The 22,013-nt window shown below is 65.3% G+C and carries 17 protein-coding genes; 11 read left to right on the top strand and 6 right to left on the bottom strand.

The genetic code is table 11. The features are described 5' to 3' along the window. Positions 1 to 130: 130 nt before the first annotated feature. From AC1HIY_RS07010 to AC1HIY_RS06985, 6 genes are all read right to left on the bottom strand, one after another. Complete coding sequence (locus tag AC1HIY_RS07010) at positions 131 to 787, bottom strand: potassium channel family protein (RefSeq protein WP_479576008.1); 657 nt, start codon at positions 785 to 787, stop codon at positions 131 to 133. Positions 788 to 813: 26 nt separating this feature from the next. Then, positions 814 to 2,220: a TrkH family potassium uptake protein gene (locus AC1HIY_RS07005; protein WP_479576007.1), complete on the bottom strand. Its 1,407-nt coding sequence runs from the start codon at positions 2,218 to 2,220 to the stop codon at positions 814 to 816. A gap of 107 nt (positions 2,221 to 2,327) precedes the next feature. Continuing rightward, positions 2,328 to 3,224 carry a carboxylating nicotinate-nucleotide diphosphorylase gene (nadC, locus tag AC1HIY_RS07000; protein WP_479576006.1) on the bottom strand — a complete coding sequence of 299 codons (897 nt, stop codon included), beginning with the start codon at positions 3,222 to 3,224 and terminating at the stop codon, positions 2,328 to 2,330. Beyond that, positions 3,221 to 3,670, bottom strand: coding sequence for an acyl-CoA thioesterase (locus AC1HIY_RS06995; protein WP_479576005.1), 450 nt, complete (start codon positions 3,668 to 3,670; stop codon positions 3,221 to 3,223). Before AC1HIY_RS06995 ends, nadC begins: the two co-directional genes overlap by 4 nt. Positions 3,671 to 3,705: 35 nt before the next feature. Further along, positions 3,706 to 4,737 carry an acetyl-CoA carboxylase carboxyltransferase subunit alpha gene (locus tag AC1HIY_RS06990; RefSeq protein WP_479576004.1) on the bottom strand — a complete coding sequence of 344 codons (1,032 nt, stop codon included), beginning with the start codon at positions 4,735 to 4,737 and terminating at the stop codon, positions 3,706 to 3,708. Positions 4,738 to 4,796: 59 nt separating this feature from the next. Beyond that, entirely contained in the window at positions 4,797 to 6,962 is a 2,166-nt protein-coding gene (locus tag AC1HIY_RS06985; protein ID WP_479576003.1) for a glycosyltransferase, read from the bottom strand. A gap of 359 nt (positions 6,963 to 7,321) precedes the next feature. Between AC1HIY_RS06985 and AC1HIY_RS06980 the strand changes: the two genes are divergently transcribed. From AC1HIY_RS06980 to ctaD, 11 genes are all read left to right on the top strand, one after another. Beyond that, on the top strand, positions 7,322 to 8,710 hold the full coding sequence (locus AC1HIY_RS06980; RefSeq protein WP_479576002.1) for an MATE family efflux transporter: 1,389 nt from the start codon (positions 7,322 to 7,324) through the stop codon (positions 8,708 to 8,710). Positions 8,711 to 9,217: 507 nt separating this feature from the next. Next, entirely contained in the window at positions 9,218 to 9,865 is a 648-nt protein-coding gene (locus AC1HIY_RS06975) for a cytochrome c3 family protein (RefSeq protein ID WP_479576001.1), read from the top strand. A 92-nt stretch (positions 9,866 to 9,957) separates the two neighbouring features. Then, a complete protein-coding gene (locus AC1HIY_RS06970) occupies positions 9,958 to 13,050 on the top strand; it encodes a TAT-variant-translocated molybdopterin oxidoreductase (protein WP_479576000.1) in 3,093 nt (1,030 codons plus the stop codon). A gap of 53 nt (positions 13,051 to 13,103) precedes the next feature. Next, on the top strand, positions 13,104 to 14,582 hold the full coding sequence (gene nrfD / locus AC1HIY_RS06965; RefSeq protein WP_479575999.1) for an NrfD/PsrC family molybdoenzyme membrane anchor subunit: 1,479 nt from the start codon (positions 13,104 to 13,106) through the stop codon (positions 14,580 to 14,582). 60 nt (positions 14,583 to 14,642) lie between these two features. Continuing rightward, a complete protein-coding gene (locus AC1HIY_RS06960; protein ID WP_479575998.1) occupies positions 14,643 to 15,293 on the top strand; it encodes a DUF3341 domain-containing protein in 651 nt (216 codons plus the stop codon). Positions 15,294 to 15,401: 108 nt separating this feature from the next. Further along, the gene (locus AC1HIY_RS06955) at positions 15,402 to 16,019 is read left to right on the top strand and encodes a c-type cytochrome (RefSeq protein WP_479575997.1); all 618 of its coding nucleotides are present in this window, start codon (positions 15,402 to 15,404) and stop codon (positions 16,017 to 16,019) included. A gap of 117 nt (positions 16,020 to 16,136) precedes the next feature. Beyond that, on the top strand, positions 16,137 to 17,363 hold the full coding sequence (locus tag AC1HIY_RS06950) for a hypothetical protein (protein ID WP_479575996.1): 1,227 nt from the start codon (positions 16,137 to 16,139) through the stop codon (positions 17,361 to 17,363). A 151-nt stretch (positions 17,364 to 17,514) separates the two neighbouring features. After that, positions 17,515 to 18,276, top strand: coding sequence for a hypothetical protein (locus AC1HIY_RS06945; protein WP_479575995.1), 762 nt, complete (start codon positions 17,515 to 17,517; stop codon positions 18,274 to 18,276). 44 nt (positions 18,277 to 18,320) lie between these two features. Further along, a complete protein-coding gene (locus tag AC1HIY_RS06940; RefSeq protein ID WP_479575994.1) occupies positions 18,321 to 19,166 on the top strand; it encodes an SCO family protein in 846 nt (281 codons plus the stop codon). Between the two features lie 90 nt (positions 19,167 to 19,256). Continuing rightward, positions 19,257 to 20,195: a cytochrome c oxidase subunit II gene (gene coxB / locus AC1HIY_RS06935; protein WP_479575993.1), complete on the top strand. Its 939-nt coding sequence runs from the start codon at positions 19,257 to 19,259 to the stop codon at positions 20,193 to 20,195. An 83-nt stretch (positions 20,196 to 20,278) separates the two neighbouring features. After that, positions 20,279 to 21,985 carry a cytochrome c oxidase subunit I gene (ctaD, locus tag AC1HIY_RS06930; protein ID WP_479575992.1) on the top strand — a complete coding sequence of 569 codons (1,707 nt, stop codon included), beginning with the start codon at positions 20,279 to 20,281 and terminating at the stop codon, positions 21,983 to 21,985. Positions 21,986 to 22,013: the final 28 nt, after the last annotated feature.

Genomic DNA, 22,013 nt, shown 5'->3' with positions numbered 1-22,013 from the left:
CGGCGTTCGTGGACGGAAAAGCCCGGCATTTTGCGTAAGCCGATACCCTACATCGGGCGCGCGCCGGCTCGCCGACATTGCCTCAAAAAACCGTCACTCCAGGCCCGTCGAGTGCCTTACGGGACGGCGGCTACTTCAGACGGGCCAGCTTCTCGAGTTCCTCGTCGCGCCCGGCCACGAGGAGCGTGTCCGAGTCCTTGAGGGGGGCATCCGGGTCGGGAGGGAGGTGCATCTGCCCCGTCAGCACGTCGTGGATGGCGACAATCGAGATGTTGTGCTTGCGGCGCAGGTCCAGGTCGCGGAGGGTGCGGCCTTCCCAGGCATCGGGCACGGCCATTTCCTGCAGCCCGATGCCTTCCCCGAGATCGATGTAGTTGATCAGGGATTTTTGCGCGAGGCGCGTGCCCAGGTTGAGGGCCGACTCGCGTTCGGGAAAGATCGTCTCCGTGACGCCGAGGCGCGCCGCCACCCGCGCGTGATCCCGAGAGATGACCTTGACGTAGATCTCCTTCACCCCGAGATCGCGCAGGGCGAGCGTGGCCAGGAGGCTGGCCGTGATGTCGTCGCCGGTGCTCACGATGCCCGCGTCGGCGTCTCGGGCGCCGAGCCGTTCGAGCGTTTCGACGTTGCGTCCGTCGCCGACGGCGGCGCGCGTCACGTGCGGGGCGATCCGGTCGACGGGCAACTCCCGCGTGTCGAGGGCGAGCACGTCGTGGCCCTGCGCGTGGAGGGTTTCGGCAATGCTGGAGCCGAAGTTTCCGAGGCCGATGATGATGAAGCGCTTCATGCGTGTAGCGGGGTTTGAGGAGCGGGCTAACCGACGATCACGTCTTCGTAGGCAAAGCGGAAGCCGCCGACGAGCTTCCGCCGGCTGGCCAGCGCGGCGGCGAACGTCAGCGGCCCGACGCGTCCGAGGAACATGAGGAAGATGAGCGTCCAGCGGCCCACGGGGGAGAGCGTGCCGGTCACGCCCATCGAGAGGCCGACGGTGTTGAAGGCGCTGAAGACCTCGAACGTGTGTTGGAGGAAGCTTCGGGGCAGTTGGGCCTGCAGGTTGCTTTCGATCTCCGAGGTGGTGAAGACGAAGATGCACAGCGTCATGACGACGGCGGCTACCACGAACAGGCCGATGGCGCGCTGCGAGGTTTCCTGCGGGATCGAGCGTCCCCAGAAGCTCGGCGTTGCGTCGCCCCGCATCCGCGCCCAGGCCATGAGCAGGATCAGCGCCACGGTGGTCGTTTTGACGCCGCCCGCCGTAGAGCCGGGCGAGCCGCCGATGAACATGAAGATCGTCGTCAGGAAGTTCGTGCTGTCGGTGGCCAGGCCGTAGTCGATGCTGTTGAAGCCGGCGGTGCGGGGCGTCACGCTGGCGAAAAGGCCGTTGATCAGCTTGGCCCAGACGGGCATGTGGCGGAACGTGACGTCCCACTCGAACAGGGTGAAGAACACCCATCCGATGACGAGGAGCACGCCGGTGGCCACGAGCACGATGCGCGAGTGGAGCGAGAGGCTGAAGCGCGTCTGCTGCTGCCGGGCCCTGCGCCAGAGGTAGAGCTCTTCGAGCGTCAGAAAGCCGAGTCCGCCCACGATGATGAGCGCCATGATGACCGAGAGCACGAGCGGCGACTGCTGGAAGCTCACCAGCGAGTGGGTGAACGTCGAGAAGCCGGCATTGCAGAAGGCGCTGATCGAGTGGAAGAGCGCGGGCCACGCCGCCCCCGCCCAGCCCATGCGCGGGATCCACAGGACGTAGAGCAGCACGGCGCCGACGGCCTCGAGCGCGAAGGTGAAGATGAACACGTTGAAGACCAGACGGCGGCGGTCCACGTGCGGGGCCACGTCGGCCATGCCGGAGACGAGCACCTCGTGCCGCAGCGAGAGCCGCCGCCCGAAGGCGACGATGATGAGCGTCGAGAAGGTGATGATGCCGAGCCCGCCGAGTTGGATCAGCAAGAGGAGGAACGCCTGACCCGCCGACGTGAAGTACGTGGCGGTGTCGACCACGATCAGGCCGGTGACGCAGACGGCGCTCGTGGCCGTGAAGAGCGCGTCGAGCCAGGAGAGCGGCGCGCCCGTGTAGAGGCCCGGAAGCGTCTTGAGGCCGAGCGTGCCCAGCAGCGTGAGAAGCCCGAAGGAGCCTACGAAAAGCTGCGGGGGCGACAGGTTCCGCCAGAGCGAATCGCGTTTTCGGCCCGGGGGGCTCCACAGGTTGAATGCCATCTCACGCAGGGTTTGGATACGGAAAAGGCCGGCGCGTGCAGGATCGGACATGCGCACCGGAAGCGCAAAGGCTCCGCACGTTCTTCAAGGCATGGGTCGCCACAGGATCAGGTCAGTTCGATTTTGAGCGAGAGGTCGAGCGCGGTGACGGAGTGCGTGAGCGCACCGGACGAGATGCAGTCGACCCCGGTGGCGGCGATGACGGGCGCCGTTGCCAGGGTCACGTTGCCGGAGGCTTCCGTCTCGAAGCGCCCGCCGACGAGCGTCACGGCTTCACGGAGCATCGACACGTCGAGCCCTCCGTGCGCGGTGGGCCGGGTCATGTTGTCGAGCAGGATCACGTCGACGCCGCCGGTGTCGAGGACGGCGCGCACCTCGTCGAGCGTGCGGGCCTCGATCTCGATGCGGAGGTCGGGCCGGTCGGTTGCTTCGCGATGCCGCCGGGCGGCGTCGAGGGCGGCGCGCACGCCGCCGGCCGCCGCGATGTGGTTGTCCTTGATCAGGATCATGTCGAAGAGGCCGATGCGGTGGTTGACGCCGCCGCCGAGCCGGACGGCCCACTTGTCGACGAGCCGCAGGCCGGGCGCGGTCTTTCGCGTGTCGAGGATTTTCGCCGGGTGCGGTCGGACGGCCTCCACCATGCGGCGCGTGGCCGTGGCGATGCCGCTCATGCGCTGCATCAGGTTGAGGGCGAGGCGTTCGGCGGTGAGCAGGCTGCGCGCCCGTCCCGTCACGGCGCCGAAGACGGCTCCGCGCCGCACGGCGTCTCCGTCGCGCGCCGTCCACGTCACGCGCGTGCCTGCGTCCACGGCGGCGAAGACGCGCGCGGCGGCGTAGAGCCCGGCGAGCACGCCGTCCTCCTTGGCGAGGAAATGCGCCGTGGCCGTCGTCTCGGCCGGGATCGTGGCGATCGACGTCACGTCGCCCGGGCCCACGTCTTCGGCGAGGGCGCGCGCGATGATCTCGTCGAGGGCGGCGTCGGTGAGGTAGGGAGGGAGCGTCATCGGAGCGGGGAAAGGTCGGAAGGAGAGACACCGGCGGCGAGCGCCCGTTCGAAGACCTCGACGATGGCGGGCGGCGCGGGGATGGGGCGCTTCCGCTCCGTGCTGAAGAAGCAGAGCGTCACGTGACCGGTGACGAGCACCTCGGGCGCGCCCACGCGCCGCACCTCATAGTCGATCCGAACCCGCACGCGCGGCACGCCGCCCACGAACGTGGTCTTGATCTCGAGCAGGTCGTCGTATCGGGCGGAGCCTTTATACTGCACGGCAAGGTCGACGACCGGCATGATGATGCCCGTCTTTTCGAGCTCCGTGTACGCCAGCCCCATCTCGCGCAGCGCCTCCGTCCGCGCCGCTTCGAAGTGGTCGAGATAATGCGTGTGATACACGACGCCCATCGGGTCGCATTCGCGGTATCGGACCCGGTGGCGGTATCGGTGTGTGAGCATGGCCGGGGCGAGAGGTTCGAAAGGCAGGCGGCGCGTCAGAGGTTCGTGGCCACTTCGGAGGACGGCGTCTCGGAGGGCTCTTCGAACTTGCCCATCCGGTCGAATTTTTCGAGGCGGGCGTCGAGGAGCTCGGCGACGGGGACGGGTTCGAGTTCCTTGAGCGCGTCGGCGATGGCCTGCCCGGTGTTGAGAAAGGTGGCCTCGGGATCGTGGTGCGCGCCGCCGACCGGCTCGGGCACGATGCGGTCGATGAGCCCGAGTTCGATCAGGTCGGCGGCGGTGAGTTTGAGCGCGCGCGCGGCCTCTTCCTTATAATCCCACGAACGCCACAGGATCGAGGAGCAGCTTTCGGGAGAGATGACCGAGTACCACGCATTTTCGAGCATGAGGATGCGGTCGCCGAGGCCGATGCCGAGTGCGCCGCCGGAAGCGCCCTCGCCGATGACCACGACGACGATGGGCACGGGCAGGCGCGCCATCTCGAAGAGATTCCGCGCGATGGCCTCGGCCTGCCCGCGTTCTTCGGCTTCGAGGCCGGGGAACGCGCCGGGCGTGTCGAGCAACGTGATGACCGGTTTGCCGAACTTGGCGGCGAGGCGCATCAGCCGGAGCGCCTTCCGGTAGCCCTCGGGGTTGGGCATGCCGAAACGGCGGTACTTCCGGCTCTTCGTGTCGCGGCCTTTCTGATGCCCCACCACGAGCACCGTCCGGTCGCGATAGCCGAAGCGCTCGCCCTTGAACGTGGCGAAGCCGCCGACCATGGCCGGGTCGTCGCCGAAGAGGCGGTCGCCGTGCAGTTCGACGAAGCCGTCGGTGAGCGCGCCGATGTGGTCGAGCGTATAGGGGCGGAGCGGGTGGCGGGCGATCTGCACCCGCTGCCAGCGCGTGAGGTTGCGATAGATCGAGGCGCGCAGCTCTTCGACGCGCTTCTCCATCTCCTCGATCTCCTCCGAAAGATCGACGTCCACCACGCCGGCATTGAGCGCCCGCATCTCACGCAGCTTTTCTTCCAGCTCGTACAGCGGCTTTTCGAAGTCGAGCAGGGGTTGGGAGGATGCTTTTGCCATGAGGATGGAGGGGCAGGTTTCGGGTAAGGCTGTCGGAGGCTCGACGGGGCGTTCGCGGGTCAGGGGGTGTTTCCGCGCTCGGTGCGCGCGTCGCGTTTCGGCTTCTCATGATACATATTCCGGAGGGAACGAACCAGAATGTCCCAGTCGAGCGAGGCCGATTGGCGGCTCACGTAAAACCAGAAGGCGCGGTTGAGTTCCTTCGGGGTGGGGTCGGTGAGGCGGAGCGTCTCGGCGATGGAGAAGACGGCGAGCGGGAGGTCCCACTCGGGTGGGGGCCGGAAGGGGTCCTCGGGTCGGATGCCGACGAGCGCGCGGCGCCCGGCAAGCACGGCGGGCATCTGGCGTGTGCGCCGGGCGAGACGGGCGGGGAAGGAGTCGGGACCGAAGCGCCGTGCCGCCGCCCCGACGAACGGGTGGGCGAGCAGCCCGGCGAGCGCCACCGGCAGTTCGAAGGCGCGGCGGCCCGTGGCGGTGCGGAGCGTGCCGACGGCGCGGTCGGCTTCGAGGAGCGGCGTCGAGAGGTCGTCGATGGAGGCTTTGCCGATGACGTGTTCGCGTCCCTGCGCGAGGATGCGGAACTGCACGGGCAGGTCGCGAAGCTGCTGCATGAGCCGGAAGATGGCGCGGTGCGAGAGGCCGTCTTCGGCGAAGACCACATCGTCGATGCGGCGGAGGCGGACGAGGTCGCGGAGGTGGCGGAGCGAGCCGAGGCGGGGGGGCGCGTCTACGGCGTCGTCCGGCTCGTCGTCCGGGGCGAGGTAGCCGGTCAGTTCGAAGGGCGGGTTCGGGTGCCCGTCGAGCATGCCGCGCAGCCGCGCCGCCTCGGCCCCCCGCCCGACGAGCACCGCCCGGTGTGCGCCCGTCCGCGCGTGCCGTACGAAGCGCCGCCCCGCCAGTGCGAGGGCCACCCCGGGAAAGCTCACGAGCACGACCACGCGCGAGAAGGCGATCTCCTTGACGAAAAACGAGGCGGCGGCCACGGTGAGCAGCCCCGTCAGCGCGCCCACGAGCGCCGGTCGGATGCGCCGGAGACCGCCCCGCCGGTAGCCTCCCGCCAGCGCGATGCCCGCCACCGCGCCAAGCCCGTAGCCGGGCGCGACCGTCGCCAGAAAGAGCGGCGAAAGCGCCGCCCCGAGCGGCATCGAGCGCAGATACCCCACGAGCGTGACGACGCCGTAGACGAGGAGGAAATCGGTCATCGGCGCGGCCAGCCGCCGGAGGCCGCCCGCCAGCACCGTCAGCACGGCGCGGAACATGATGCCGGCCTTGAGGACCCCGGCGAAGAGGCGCGAATAGCGGTCCTGAAAATGCTTCTGCGTGAACAGGAGCATCGCCCCGTAGAAGTGCCGCACGTATCGCAGTTCCCCCTTCTTCGTGCTCTCGCCTTTATAATGAATGATCTGTGTTTCCGGCGTGTAGAAGATCTTCCACCCGGCCCGCTGGATGCGGAAGCACCAGTCGAGGTCCTCGCCGTACATGAAGAAGCTCTCGTCGAAGAGCCCGGCTCCGTCGGCCGGGCGGCGCTCGTCGGGCGGGGCGGCGACGAGCGCGCGGAGCGCCTCCTCGTCGTCTTCCCGCAACCACGTCTCGCGGGCGAAGTAGAGGGCGGCGTGCCGCACGAGCATGCACGAGCCGCTGAGCGCGTCCACCTCGGCAACCTGGTCGATGGGGAGGTACGTCAGGTTGTACCGTCCGAAGCGGCGGCTTTTCGGGAAAAGGCGGCTCAGGCCGGTCATGCGGTAGAAAGCCACCGGCGGCGTCGGGAAGGCGCGGCGGCTCTCGGGCGCGAAGGCCCCGTCGGGGTTGAGGATCTGGCAGCCGACGGCCCCGGCCTCGGGATGCGCCTCCATGAAACGGAGAAGCGTGGCGAAGGTGTCCTCCTGAACGATGGTGTCGGGGTTGAGGATGAGCAGATGGCGCCCGCGCGCCCGCCGAATGGCCTGGTTGTTGGCGCGCCCGAAGCCCGCGTTCTCGGCGTTGGCGATCAGGCGCACCTCGGGAAAGTCCCGGCGCACCATCTCGACGGAACCGTCCACCGAATTGTTGTCCACTACGAAGACCTCGACGCTGAGGCCCTCGGCGGCTCGCCGCACCGAGCGAAGCGCCTGCTCGAGGAACTCGCGCACGTTGTAGTTGACGATGATGACCGAGAGGTCGAGCACCCCGGCGGGAGCCTCGGGCGGAGCGGCGGGCGTGGAGGATATGAGCGGAGAGGTGGACATGTTCAAATGCTACAAAACGCCGTGCCGGTCGGGTTGTTCTTTTGGGAAGCTACGGCGACGGGAGGGGTGGGGATGGGGGGGAGGTTTTGCCGCGCGCCGCCGATTGGTCCCCGGCGGGAGAATGTATGGGGGTGTGGGAGGCGATCTTGACGCGGACGAACGCCCCCCCTGACGCGCCTCCGGCGTACATGACGGCGAGCAAACGCGCCACAGGCGAGTCCATTGCGAGCCCCCTGACGGCGAACACCTGAGAACCGCTGACGCGCAGGCCGTTCGTGGAAAAGCGGGTCGGGGCAGAACGCATTGCGACGGCTTCCGTATACGCTGTCCTTTTTCTCCTTCACCTTCGAGAAGCCGGGATGTCCCCCTCCCGCCACATCCTTCGCACCGAGGTGCGGCAGACGCTCGCGCTGGCTGCTCCCCTCGTATTGACGCAACTCGCGCAGATCTCGATGGGCTTCGTCGACACGGTGATGGTGGGGCGCCTCGGAGCCGAAGACCTGGCGGGCGTGGCGCTGGGCAGTTCGGTCTTTTTTACCCTGCTGATGGTGTGTATGGGCGTCGTGCTGGCCGTCGGGCCGATGGTCTCGCAGGCGTACGGGGCGGAAGACACCGAGCCGATGGGGCGGAGCGTGCGGCAGGGACTGTGGCTCGGTCTGGCGATGGCGATCCCGGCGATGGCGCTGCTGTGGAACATCGCGCCCGTGCTCCGGCTGCTGGGGCAGGAGGAGGCGACGATCGCCCGCGCCCAAGCCTATCTCCGCGCCATCAGCTGGGGCTACCTGCCGTTTCTGTGGTTCGTGGCGCTCCGGAGCTTCGTCGAAGGTGTTTCGCGCCCGCGCCCGGTTACGCTCATCGCTTTTGCAGGCGTGGGGCTGAACGTGGCGGCCAACTACGTGCTCATGTACGGCAAGTTCGGTTTCCCCGCGCTCGGTCTCGTGGGCACGGGCTGGGCGAGCACCCTCGTGTACTGGACGATGTTCGGGCTCTTGCTGCTCTATGTTCAGGGCAAACGCGACTTTCGCGCGTACCGCCTTTTTGCGCGCATCGGCAAGCCGGACTGGCACTATTTCCGCAAGCTTTTTCGCATCGGATGGCCCATCGGAGCCTCGCTCGGCATCGAGTCCGGTCTGTTCATGATCACCGTCATGATGATGGGATGGATCTCGACGACGGCGCTGGCGGCGCATCAGGTGGCCATTCAGTGCGCGGCCTTCACGTTCATGGTGCCGCTCGGGGTGGGACTCGCCACGTCGGTGCGCGTGGGACAGGCCGCCGGACGGGGCGACGCGGCGGGCGTGCGGCGGGCCGGCGGCGTAGGCATCGGGCTGGCGGCGTTCGTCATGCTCGGAGCCGCATTCGCCTTCTGGCTCGCGCCCCGCGCCATCGTCTCGCTCTACCTCGACCTCGACGACCCGGCGAACGACGCCGTGGTGGCGACGGCCGTCGCCCTGCTCGGGGTGGCGGCGGTGTTCCAGGTGTTCGACGGCGTGCAGGTGGCGGCCTCCGGCGCGCTGCGCGGCCTCAAGGATACGCGCGTGCCCATGTTCATCGGGCTGTTCTCGTACTGGGGCGTCGGACTCGTCGGCGGATACGTGCTCGGCTTCGTCCTCGGCCTCGGACCGACGGGCCTGTGGTGGGGACTGGTGCTCGGGTTGGGCACGGCGGCGGCGTTGCTCGGTCGGCGCTTTCACCGGCAATCGCACGCGGCCCTCGCGCGCACTACGGACCCGGAAGAACGCACATAGCGCCCGAGCTTCGTCCGAAGGCCCGGAGGGCTCCGGACGGCAGGATCGGACGCGCCCGCGGGAAAAGCATTCCGGTGCGGCGATGGGGAGACGGGGGGGAAAGGGGCCCGACGTTTCCCGGCTGCGTGGTGAAGATGCCACGGTTTCTCCGGAACGGAGTCCATCAAAAAAAATCCTTCTTGGATCGTGCGCGCTTCCGTTCGGACGGCGCACACGTGCGGGCTATCGAGGTTGGGAACATGGATGATTTTGCCCGTTTTGCCCCGGAGGGTCGCTGAGAGGGGAGGAGCGTGCGGCGTGCGCCGGAGGCGTCGGAGCGGGTGAGGCCGGGGAAGCGGGGACTCGAAAAGGCAGGAATAATCAGCTTTGATCGTTTTCAAAATAGAGTGAAAATGGTCATTTGCTGCTAAATTCAACCTCGTGTGCTCGCTTCATGGCGGATTATTGGTTAGGTTTAACGCCGTCTGTGTTGACGCCTCTTTTCCATCGCCCACCTTCGCGATTCGTATGCCGCAGATTTTCCCTAAAAAGGCCAACATCCTCCCTCACGTGTCGCTGATCGGCGCGCTCTTTGGCGGGGTGTTCACGATCTTCTTTGTCTGGTACTACTTCTCACCGGAGTACACCGACGTCGGGTATGAGCCGGAGCAGCCGGTGCCGTACAGTCATCGCCTGCACGCGGGGCAACTGGGCATCGACTGCCAGTATTGCCATAACTGGGTGGAGGTGGCCGATCATTCCAACGTGCCGCCGACGCAGACGTGCATGAACTGCCACACCCAGATCCGCACCGAATCGTTGAAGCTGCTTCCGGTGCGCGAGAGCTGGGCCACGGACGCCCCGATCCCGTGGGTGAAGGTGCACAACCTGCCCGATTACGCCAATTTCACGCACACCATGCACGTCAACAACGGCGTGGGGTGTGAGACCTGTCACGGGCGTATCGATGAGATGGAGGTGGTCCGTCAGGTCGAGCCGCTGTCGATGGGGTGGTGTCTCGAATGTCACCGGCAGCCGGAGCTCTACCTTCGTCCGAACGACCAGGTTACGACGATGGGTTATGTGCAGCCCGCCGACTTCGTCGAACGCAACATGGAGCGCATTCGGATCGAGCACATCGAGCCGCCCACCAATTGCTCCGGGTGTCATTACTAATTAAATGAAGTTACGGGCTTCGGACGGCAGGCCTCGGGTTTGGTCAACTCGGGCCGGAAAGTCTGCATCCCGGAACGGTTTCCCGATAGCGTATGATCGAGCTTCCCGTCATCGACGCCGCGTCGAACGAAGAACCCTCGCGGCCACGGTTCTGGCGCAGCCTCCACCACCGCAACGACGATCCGGAGTTCCGGAAGGTCGCGGCGCATGAATTTATGCCGGGCGCCTCGGACGGTCCCGGCGGCGCGTCCCGTCGGCAGTTTTTGCAGCTCATGGGCGCTTCGATGGCGCTGGCCGGGCTGACGGCGTGCCGGCGTCCGGTGCAGCACATCATGCCGTTCGCGCGCAAGCCGGAGGAGATGATTCCCGGCGTCCCGATGCAGTATGCCACGTCGATGCCCTTCCGGGGCGCATTGCGGGGCCTGCTCGTCGAGAGCACCGACGGACGCCCGACGAAGATCGAGGGCAACCCGGAACACCCGGAGAGTCGCGGCACGACGAGCGTCTTCGAGCAGGCTTCGATCCTCAACCTCTACGACCCCGACCGCTCCTCGCACGTGTTGCACGACGGCGACGAAGCCGATTGGCAGCGCTTCGTCGATTTCTGCCGCTCGTTCGTAGCCGACGCCGGGACGAAGCGGGTGGCCGTGTTGATGGAGGCGAGCTCGTCGATGACCGTGGCCGGGCTGCGGCGCGCGATGGCTTCGACCTTCGGCTCGCTCCGCTGGGCGACGTACGACGCCGACCCGGTGGCGCAGGGCATGCGGCAGGCCTTCGGGCGCGCGGTGCGCCCGCGCTACGATTTCGCCCGCGCCCGCACCATCGTCAGTCTCGACGCCGATTTCCTCGGTCCCGCCGACCGCGACATGATCCACAACACGCGCTCGTTCAGCGAGGGGCGGCGACTGGAGAACGGGGCCATGAGTCGCCTTTACGTGGTCGAAAGCGGTTTTTCGATCACCGGCGGCATGGCCGACAACCGCCTGCGCCTGCGCTCGAGCGAGATCCCGGCCTTCGCTGCGGCCATCGCGGCGCGCATGGGAGTGAACGTGGGCGATGCCGGCGCGGCCTTCGCCGATCATCCGTACGTCGTCGAGATCGTCAACGACCTGCGACAGTCCGACAACACCGGTGTGCTGCTGGCCGGTGAGACGCAGCCGCCCGAGGTGCACGCGCTGTGCGCCGCCGTCAACAGCCGCCTCGGCAGCGTCGGGCGGACCATGACGCTCTTCGACACCGGCGCCTCGGATGATCTTTCGCTGAACAACCTCGTGGGCGAGATGCGCGGCGGCAACGTCGATGCGCTGCTCATCATCGGCTGCAACCCCGTCTACGACGCGCCCGCCGACCTCGACTTCGCCGGCGCGCTCTCGAACGTAGCCGAGACGATCCATCTCGGCCCGCACGTAGACGAGACGGCGGCGGCCTGCCGGTGGCACCTCCCCCGCGCCCATTACCTCGAAGCCTGGGGCGACGGCCGCGCCTACGACGGCACGATGGCGGTCATCCAACCGCTCATCGCCCCGCTCTACGACGACGCCCACTCCGAAATCGAAGTGTTGAACACGCTGGCCACCGGCCTCGACACGCCGGGCTACGACCTCGTTCGCGACCACTGGCGCAGCGTGCTGCGCGGCGACTTCGAGAAAGCGTGGCGGCGCGTGCTCCACGACGGCTTTCTGCCCGAGAGCGCCTATGCCACCGTCCGGACCCCGGCGCGTGCGCCCGCAGCCTATGCCGCTCCCGCCATCGGCGCGGACGACCTCGAGGTCGTTTTCCGCCTCGATTCGAAAGTGCTCGACGGCAGCTTCGCCAACAACGCGTGGATGCAGGAACTGCCCGACCCCACCACGAAGATCACGTGGGACAACGTGGCCATGATGAGTCCGGCCACCGCCGAACGGCTCGGCGTGACGGTGCGGCTGGAGAACGGCAAGCATTTCGTCGACCGCATCCAGGTCAGCCTCGGCGGGAACAGCGTCGAACTCCCCGTGTGGATTCAGCCGGGCTATGCCGACAACTCCATCGGCGTGACGCTCGGTTACGGGCGCGCCATCGTTTCGAAGCGGCCCGAGCGCCATACGAATTTCTTCGACCTCGACGACTACACCGACATTTACGGCCACGGCGCAGTGGCCACAGGGGTGGGCGTCAACGTGGCGCCGCTCCGCACGTCGACGGCCTTCCACGTGGCGGCCGGCGCTCAGGTCTCGAAGTCCGGCGGCGACTACATGATCGCTACGACGCAGGACCACGGCGCGTTGCCCGAGGAGATGGAGCAGGTGCGCAAGCGCCATGTTTTCCGCATGGCGACGGTCGAGGAATACCGGGCCAACCCGGCGTTCGTCCGGGAGGGCGACCCTGAGCCGATCCGCGAGCCGTGGGAGGAATACCCCACGCTCTGGGAGGAGAACCATCCCACGAAGCAGGACGCCTACAAGGATAACCCCTATTACAAGAACCAGTGGGCGATGGTGATCGACCTGCACACGTGCACGGGGTGCAATGCCTGTGTGATCGCGTGCCAGGCCGAGAACAACATTCAGGTGGTCGGCAAGGAGGAGGTGGCCAACGGGCGCGAGATGCAGTGGATCCGGCTCGACCGCTACTTCACCAGCGAGACGGACAGCGTCGAGGAGCCGCAGATGGTGCTTCAGCCGGTGCCGTGTATGCACTGCGAGAACGCGCCGTGCGAGTCGGTATGTCCGGTGGCGGCCACGGTGCACTCGCCCGACGGCACCAACCAGATGATCTATAACCGCTGCATCGGCACGCGCTATTGCGCGAATAACTGCCCGTACAAGGTGCGCCGGTTCAATTTTTACAACTGGACGAAGACCTTGCCGGTGCAGGTGCAGATGACCCAGAACCCGAACGTGACGGTGCGCTCGCGCGGGGTGATGGAGAAGTGCTCGTACTGCATTCAGCGTGTGCGCGAGGTCAACAAACGGGCCAGTCTGGAGGACCGCCCGATCCGCGACGGCGAGGTGCTGACGGCCTGCCAGCAGGCATGTCCGGCGCAGGCCATCACCTTCGGCGATCTCAACGACCCGAACAGCAAAGTCGTGCAGGTCCGGGCGAGCGAGCGACGGTATGAGATGCTCGCCGAGTTGAACGTCAAGCCGCGCACGTCGTACCTGGGGCGCGTCACCAACCCGAACCCCCGGCTTTCGGCAGAGGCCTGAGGCCGTCCCGTCGTCCTTCGTCTTTTAGACTTTCAACCAAAACCACAACATCTGTGAGCACGGCAAGCACAGGGAAATCCCTCGCCTTTACCGCCGGCGACGGTTATCACGACGACCCGCCTCTCGTGGCCGGCAACCTGTCGTTCCACGAAGTTACCGATCTGGTGGCGTTGCATACGGAGAAGAAGACGCCCATGGCCTGGTTCGGCGCGTTCTCCATCGCCAACATCGGGTTGATGATTCTCCTGCTCTCGGTCGCCTATCTGTTCTGGAACGGCATCGGGGTATGGGGGCTGAACAACCCGGTCGGCTGGGGATACGCCATCGTCAACTTCGTCTTCTGGGTCGGTATCGGTCATGCCGGGACGCTCATCTCGGCGATCCTCTACCTTTTCCGGCAGAAGTGGCGCACGGCCATCAACCGCTCGGCCGAGGCGATGACGCTCTTCGCCGTCATATGCGCGCTGCTCTTCCCGACCATCCACGTCGGGCGTGTATGGGTCATCTACTGGTCGCTGCCCGTCCCGAACCAGATGGAGATGTGGCCGCAGTTCAAAAGCCCGCTGCTGTGGGACGTCTTCGCCGTCTCGGTCTACTTCACCGTCTCGCTCGTCTTCTGGTACGTCGGCCTCGTGCCGGACCTGGCAACCCTCCGCGACCGCACCCCCTCGACGAAAAAGCTTCGTCAGAAAATCCTGGGCTTTTTCGCCCTCGGCTGGACGGGCGCGAACCGCCACTGGCGCAACTATGAGAAGGCCTACCTGCTCCTGGCCGCCCTCGCCACTCCGCTCGTGCTCTCGGTGCACTCCGTCGTGTCGTTCGACTTCGCCGTCTCGATCATTCCCGGCTGGCACACGACCATCTTCCCGCCCTACTTCGTCGCCGGGGCCATCTTCTCCGGCTTCGGCATGGTGATGACGCTCATGGTGATCGCGCGGAAGGTCTACCACATGGAGAACATCATCACGATCAACCACCTGGAGAAGATGAACATCATCATCTTGCTCACGGGTACGATGGTGGGCTTTGCCTACATCACCGAGTTCTTCATCGCGTGGTATTCCGGTTCACAGTATGAGCAGTATGCCTTCATCAACCGGGCCACCGGGCCGTACGCCTGGGCGTACTGGACCATGATGTCGTGCAACCTGCTCTTCCCGCAGTTCTTCTGGTTCAAGAAGCTCCGGCGCAACGTGACGTTCATGTTCATCGTCTCGATCTTCGTCAACATCGGAATGTGGTTCGAGCGCTTCGTGATCGTGGTCACGTCGCTCCACCGTGATTACCTGCCGTCCGCGTGGGATTATTACACGCCCACGGCCATCGACGTGCTGACGTTCATCGGGTCGTTCGGCCTGTTCTTCACGCTGTTCCTGATCTTCCTGCGCTTCCTCCCGATGGTCGCCATTGCCGAGGTGAAGATGGTCATGCCGCAGTCTGACCCCCATTTTTATGAGGGGCACGGCGACGGGCACGGCGGGGCGCACGACCTGTCGGCGGGCAAGCCGGGGTCGGACCAGGGGCACGCCTAGACAAGTTTTTCGCGGCGCCTCGATGGCGCCGCACGACGCACTACGCAAGACGAAACGACCATGCTCAAAGAACTGACGCGCGAAACGAAGGCCACGATGGGGATCTATGAGCCCCGGCGCGACAAGGTCTACGGCCTGCTCGCCGAGTTCTCCGACCCGGGCGCGCTGCTTCATGCGGCCGAAGGGGTGCGCGAAGCCGGCTATAAACACTTCGACACGCATTCCCCCTTTCCCGTGCACGGCATGGACCGGGCCATGGGGCTGGGCAACTCGAAGGTCGGCTACATCGCGCTCGGCGGCGGGCTTACCGGACTGGCCGTAGCCACGTGGCTCCAGTGGTGGACCGGCGGCGTCGACTACCCGCTCGACATCAGCGGCAAGCCGTTCTTCGCCTGGGAGCCGTCGATCCCCATCATGTTCGAACTGACGATCCTCTTCGCGGCGCTCGCGGCGGTGGCCGGCATGTTCGCGCTCAACGGCCTGCCGCGTCCCTACAACCCGCTCTTTTATGCGGAAAATTTCAGCCGCGTCACCGACGACGCCTTCTTCCTTCACGTCGCCGCCAGCGACAAACGGTTCGACATGGAGAAGACCGAGCAGTTGTTGCGCGACCTCGGGGCGCTCTACGTCGAGGTCATTGAAGACCATGGGACGGAGGACGGGCCGGCGGGGGACGTGCGGGGCGAGGCGGTTGAAAAAGCGCAGGCGTGAGCGTGCGTACGGAACTATGAACGACGGATCGGGCCTCCCGGAACGTCTCGGAAGCCCGCCTGTGACGGGGCCGGTGCGTGATCCGAAGCGAGAAATCGAAACAGACGTATGAAAAACCTCTTCGTTGTCGGTATGCTGCTTTCCGCCCTGGCGCTTTCGGGCTGCCGGGGGACGGTTTCGGACAAGCCGCCGATCCACATCAATCCGAACATGGATATGCAGCCTCGCTTCGAGGCGCAGGAGGCCAATGCTTTCTTCGCCGACGGACGGGCCATGCGCCCGCCGGTGCCGGGGACGGTGGCGCGCGGCTTTCTGCGTGAGGATACGCGCTTCTATCGGGGGCGTGAAGACGACGGGTCGCCGGTTCGGCTGATGCCGGTGCCGGTCACGCGCGAGCTGGTGCTCCGCGGGCGGGCGCGTTTCAACGTTTATTGCGCTCCGTGCCACGGCAAGGTCGGCGACGGTCAGGGGCCGGTCTCGACGGGCGGCTACGGCATGGTCCCCGCTCCGACGTACCACAACGACCGTCTGCGCGGCGAGACCGACGGGTACTTCTTCGACGTGATCACGAACGGGATCCGCACCATGCAGCCCTATGGACCGCAGATCCCCGTCGCCGACCGGTGGGCCATCACGGCGTACATCCGCGCGCTCCAGCGTAGCCAGCACGCCTCCGAAGGCGACATCCCGCAGGACATCCTCGACGGCCTTCGGCAACGGCAGTAACCTACGGAACATTCAAGGTAAGTCGGGAAGCGTAAAGGCAACGGGTCACCGTACGTTTCACGCCTCACGAAATAGCATCTGAAGATGGCAAACACGGTTAGAAGAAGCTCCCCTCTGATGTGGCTGGTCGATCCGCTCCAGCCCACCCCGGCGACCGGCGCGGATTTCCGGTACACCGCCGATGCGCGTTCGTGGCTGGCGCCCACCCTGATCGGTGTGGCCTTGCTCATCGTCAGCTTCGTCGGCTGGGCGGTGGACGCGCATCAGTTCTATTTCTCCTACCTCGTCGGCTGGATCTTTTGTGTGTCCGTGGCGGTGGGCGCGCAGTTCTTCGTCATCATCCAGCATCTGACGAAGGCGCACTGGAGCGTCGTCGTGCGGCGCATCCCGGAGGCGCTCGTGTGGGCCTTTCCCGTGCTTGCCCTCCTCTCGATCCCCATCTTCTTCGGGATGCACGACCTCTTCCACTGGACGCATCATGAGCTGTTCGACCCCGGAAGCCCGGAGTACGACCCGGTGCTCGCCGGGAAGGAAGCGTATCTGAACGTCCCCTTCTTCCTCGTGCGCGTGGTCTTCTACTTCGCCGCGTGGACGCTCATCGGGTATCGCCTCTATACGCTGTCCGTTCGTCAGGATGTGGACCCGGATCGCTCGATCCCGGCCCGGCAGCGGAGCACGAGTGCCTGGGGGCTGCCGCTGATGGCCGTGACGACCGCCTTTGCGAGTTACGACTTCCTCATGTCGCTCGATCCGCACTGGTTCTCCACCATCTTCGGCGTTTATTTCTTTGCCGACTCGTTCCTTTCCTCCTTCGCGTTCATCACGTTGCTGGCGGTGCTCTTTCAGCGCAGCGGCATGCTCCGTCGCACCATCTCCGCCGAGCACTACCACGACCTGGGCAAATTCATGTTCGGGTTCACGGTTTTCTGGGCGTACATCGCCTTCAGCCAGTACATGCTGATCTGGTACGGCAACCTTCCGGAGGAAACCATCTGGTACCGCATTCGGCTGGAGAACGGCTGGCAGGTTTACAGCGCGGTGCTGCTCGTCGGGCACTTCATCATCCCCTTCTGGGTGCTGATTTCCCGGAGCGCCAAGCGCATCCTGCCGCTGATGGCGTTCATGTCGGTGTGGATCCTGATCATGCACTGGTTCGATTTCTGGTGGATCGCCACGCCGGTGCTTCGCGAGACGAATCCCGCCTTCCACTGGCTCGACGTTACGAGCGCGCTCGGACTCTTCGGCATCATGCTGGGTCTGTGCCTCTATCGCTTGAGCCGACACAGCCTCGTGCCCGAGAACGATCCCCGACTGCAGAAATCGATCGCGTTCGTGAATGTCTGACCCCGGCGCGAGGTTGCGTTTTGTTGGTCAGAGGCCTTCCTTGCGGTAGCGGCGAGTGGTCAGCCATCTTGTTTTCATGCTTCTTTCATGAGGTGAAACGATCCGCCGGAGCGGTGGCGCGTGTCAGCCCTTCGCTTTGAAAAACAGAACCATGTCAGAACAGAGCAATCTTACGGTTCCCCTTTCGCCCGTCCTCGTGTCGCCGCGTGAAGCCCTGGTGGTCGACGGCGCCTCGGTGACGTTCGAATGGGAGCCCGTCGGGGGAGCCGAAGCCTATCTGCTTCAGGTCGCCGCCGATCCCTCTTTCGAGGAGATCGTCTATGAAGAGAACGTCGGCACGGCTACGGCCGTGACGGTGAAAGATACCTTCGAGACCGACGGTCGGACGTACTACTGGCGCGTGCTGGCGAAGAACGCGGCAGGCTGGAGCCACGGCGAGAACGTGGAGAGTTTCATCAGCGCTACGGCGGACGTGGCGGCCCGGAATCTCGTGGCGCCGGACCTGGTCGAGCCGGGCGGGCCGCTGGCGCAACTGTTGAAGGCCGACGCGCCGGGCGTGGTGCTTTCCGGCGAGGGCGCCGTGGAAGTCGAGGGCGTGGACGTCGGGCCGCTGGTGAAGGCCGCCCTGACGCTGGCGCTGCTGATCGTCGTGGCCGTGGTGGTGGTGTTTCAGTGGACCAACCTGGAGGTGCAGCGGGTGCGGGTGGAGGCTACGCGCGATTCGGGCTATCCGGCGTTGCGCGAGTATGAGGCCGCCTCGGCGAGCAAGCTTACGCAATACGCCGTGGTGGACCCCGAAGCCGGCGTCTATCGCATCCCGATCGACCGGGCCATCGAACTGGTCGTGGCCGAGCGGATGCAGGAGAACGGCGGGCGCTATACCACGGAACTGCAGCTTTTGCCGAACCCGTAGGGCTTCGGACTTCGAGGATGAGGAGGGGGACCTTACACGAAATGATGTCGATACGGCGTACGCATATCGCATGGATGGTGGTCGGGCTCGTCGCAGTGGGGCTGGCGGGTCCGGTCGCGGCGCAACGTGCGGGAGCGTTGCCCAAAGTCTTCGAGGGGGTCGGCATCGACGAGCAACTCGGCGAGCACGTGCCTCTGGATCTGACCTTCACCGACGAAACCGGCGCGACGGTCACCCTCGGCGATTACTTCGACGGCGAACGGCCCGTGGCGCTGAACCTGGTCTATTTCAACTGCCCCATGCTCTGCAGCCTCGTGCTCGACGGCTTCACGAAGACGCTGGAGGAGATGCCATGGACGCCCGGGAAGGAGTTCGACGTGGTGACGGTCAGCTTCGCCGCCGATGAGACGCCGGACCTGGCGGCCCGCGCCAAAGAGCGCTACCTGATGGTGCTCGACCGGCCCGAAGCCGGGCAGGGCTGGCATTTCCTCACCGGCAGCGAAGAGAGCATTCAGGCGCTCGCCGCCGCCGTGGGATTCCGGTTCAAGTGGGTCGAGGAGTCGCAGGAATACGCGCATCCGACGGCCCTCATCCTGCTCAGCGGCGACGGCAAGATCACGCGATACCTTCACGGCATGCAGTACGAGCCGCGCGACGTGCGCACGGCCCTCGTCGAAGCTTCGGCGGGTAAGGTGGGCACGGCGGTGGATCAGATCATCCTCTACTGCTTTCGCTACGATGCCGACGCCAACTCGTACGTCGCGGACGCCGTCAGCCTGATGAAGCTGGCCGGTTTCCTGACGATCATCGTTTTAGGTCTGTTTTTGTTTATCTTCTGGCGACGCGAACGCAGAAATCTGGATCGGTCGCCTACGTCCGCTCCCGTTTGAGGCGGCGGCGTTCGGAGAAAGCCTCGACGGGTGTTCGGCGGAGCGGGTTCTGCCTGACTCGAATGTTACACAGCCAACAGAGTAGCTATCATGGGTGAGAACGGAACGGTGTGGTTGCCGGAGGGCGCCTCGGCGCTGACTCCGGAGTGGGACGGTCTGTTTTATTTCGTCTACTACGTCAGCCTCATCATCTTCGTCGGCGTCGTCAGCGCGATGATCTATTTCGCGTTCGTCTATCGTCGCAGAAAGCCGGAGGAGCGCCCCGCGTTCGTCAAGGACAACAAAATGATCGAGATGGCTTCCGTGGTCATCCCCACGATCCTGGTGCTGATCGTCTTCACGTGGGGGTTCAAGACGTACGTGCGGATGAACGTCGCCCCGCCGGACGCCTATCAGATCCAGGTGCGCGCGCAGCAGTGGTCGTGGACGTTCGAGTACCCGAACGGCGCGCAATCCGTGGGGGAAGTGCACGTGCCCGTGGACCGGCCCGTCCAGATGGTGATGAGCAGCGCGGACGTGATCCACAGCTTCTTCGTCCCCGCCTTTCGCGTTAAGATGGACGTGTTGCCCAACCGATATACCTCGGTGTGGTTTCACGCGACCAAGCAGGGGGAATACCAGGTCTACTGCACCGAATATTGCGGCACGGCGCACTCGAACATGCTCGCCAAGGTGGTCGTCGAGTCGGAAGCCGACTTTCAGAAATGGCTTCAGGAATCGCAGTCTTCGGATCTGACGCCGGTCGAGCGGGGCGAGCAGCTGTACAAGCAACAAACGTGCAATGCCTGCCACAGCACGGACGGCTCGCCGGGCGTGGGGCCGACCTTCAAGGGGTTGTTCGGCAAGGAGCGGCCGCTCGAGGGCGGGGGGACCGTGGTGGCGGACGAGAACTACATCCGCGAGTCGATCCTCGATCCGACGGCCAAGGTGGCGCAAGGCTTCAATCCCATCATGCCTGCGAGCTTCGGAAGCCTGCCTCCCGAGGACATCGACGCCCTGGTGGCCTATATCAAAAGTCTGAGTGAATGAGCTGTGCGTCCGCCGCACCGTGCGAGGATGCGATCGCGAGATGCGCGCGGGGCAGAGGGACGAACAACAAAAACCTGATGATCATGAGCAATACGGCAACGTCTGCAGTAGGCGCGGCGACGGGAGCACACCCGCACGCATCGCTTAATTACATCAACCACGACAAGAGCCTCAAGTCGTGGCTGCTGACGCTCGATCACAAGCGCATCGGCATCATGTATATGGTGACGGTCTCGCTGGCCTTTCTGGCGGGCGGGATCCTGGCGCTCTTCGTGCGCGCCGAGCTGATCGCGCCGGGCCAGACCCTGATGGATGCCCACACCTATAACCAGCTCTTCTCGCTGCACGGCATCATCATGGTGTTCGCCTTCATCATCCCGTCGATCCCGGCGGTGATGGGCAACTTCGTGCTGCCGCTGCACCTGGGGGCGAAAGACGTGGCCTTTCCCCGGCTGAACCTGGCCAGTTATTACATTTACGTGCTCGGTATCGCCATCGTGCTGATGGGCATGTTCTTCGGCAGCGTCGATACGGGCTGGACGTTCTACACGCCGTACTCGGAGACGGTCGGGACCTCGGTGCTCTTCGTGACGCTCGGCGTCTTCGTGGCCGGCTTTTCGTCCATTTTGACGGGGCTCAACTTCATCGTGACGGTGCACAAGATGCGCGCGCCGGGGCTGACGTGGAACCGGCTGCCGCTGTTCGTATGGTCGATCTATGCCACGAGCATCGTGCAGGTGCTTGCCACGCCGGTGATCGGGATCACGATGGTGCTCCTCTTTCTCGAACGGCTCCTCCACATCGGCATCTTCGATCCCTCCCTCGGCGGCGATCCGGTGCTGTTTCAACACTTCTTCTGGTTCTATTCGCATCCGGCGGTCTACATCATGATCCTGCCCGCCTTCGGCGTCATCTCCGAGCTGATGGCGACGTTCTCGCGGCGGCCCGTGATGGGCTATCAGTTCGTGGCGCTCTCGTCCGTGGCGATCGCTTTCCTCGGCTTCCTCGTGTGGGGGCATCACATGTTCGTCTCCGGGCAGTCGGCGGTCTCGTCGATCGTCTTTTCACTCATCACGTACCTGATCGGCATCCCGACGGGGGTGAAAGTGATCAACTGGGTAGGGACGATGTACAAAGGGTCGGTGTGGCTGCGGACGCCGATGCTCTATGCGCTCGCGTTCCTGTTCCTCTTCTCCATCGGCGGTTTCACGGGCATCATGCTCGGCGTGCTCGCCATCGACGTGCACCTGCACGACACGTACTTCGTCGTGGCCCACTTCCACTACGTGATGATGGGCGGCACCGTCATCGCCGCGCTCGGCGGGCTGCACTACTGGTGGCCGAAGATTACGGGGCGGATGTACAAGGAGACCCCGGCACGGATCGCCGTGGCGCTCATCTTCATCGGCTTCAACGTGACGTTCTTCACGCAGTTCATCCTGGGAAGTCAGGGCATGCCGCGCCGGTACTACGACTACCTGCCGGAGTTCACCTCGCTTCACGCGCTCTCGACGTACGGGTCATGGATCCTGGCCACGGGGCTGTTCCTGGCGGCGGGCAACCTGATCTTCTCGCTCTTCCGGGGCGAGAAAGCGCCGGCGAACCCGTGGGGGGCGGCGACGCTCGAATGGACGGACACCACCCCGATGCCGGACCCGCACAACTTCAAGCGGATGCCCATCGTCACGCGCGGCCCGTACGACTTCCACCTCGTCGACGACCTCTTCAGCGGCGACGGCGGCGACGGCGCGCCGGAGACGATCCTGAAAAGCGCCGGACCCACCTCCTGACTTTCCTCGCACACGGCTCTATCCGAAA

This window comes from Rhodocaloribacter sp., assembly GCF_056451265.1.
This window is presented reverse-complemented; position numbering and strand designations above follow the sequence as displayed.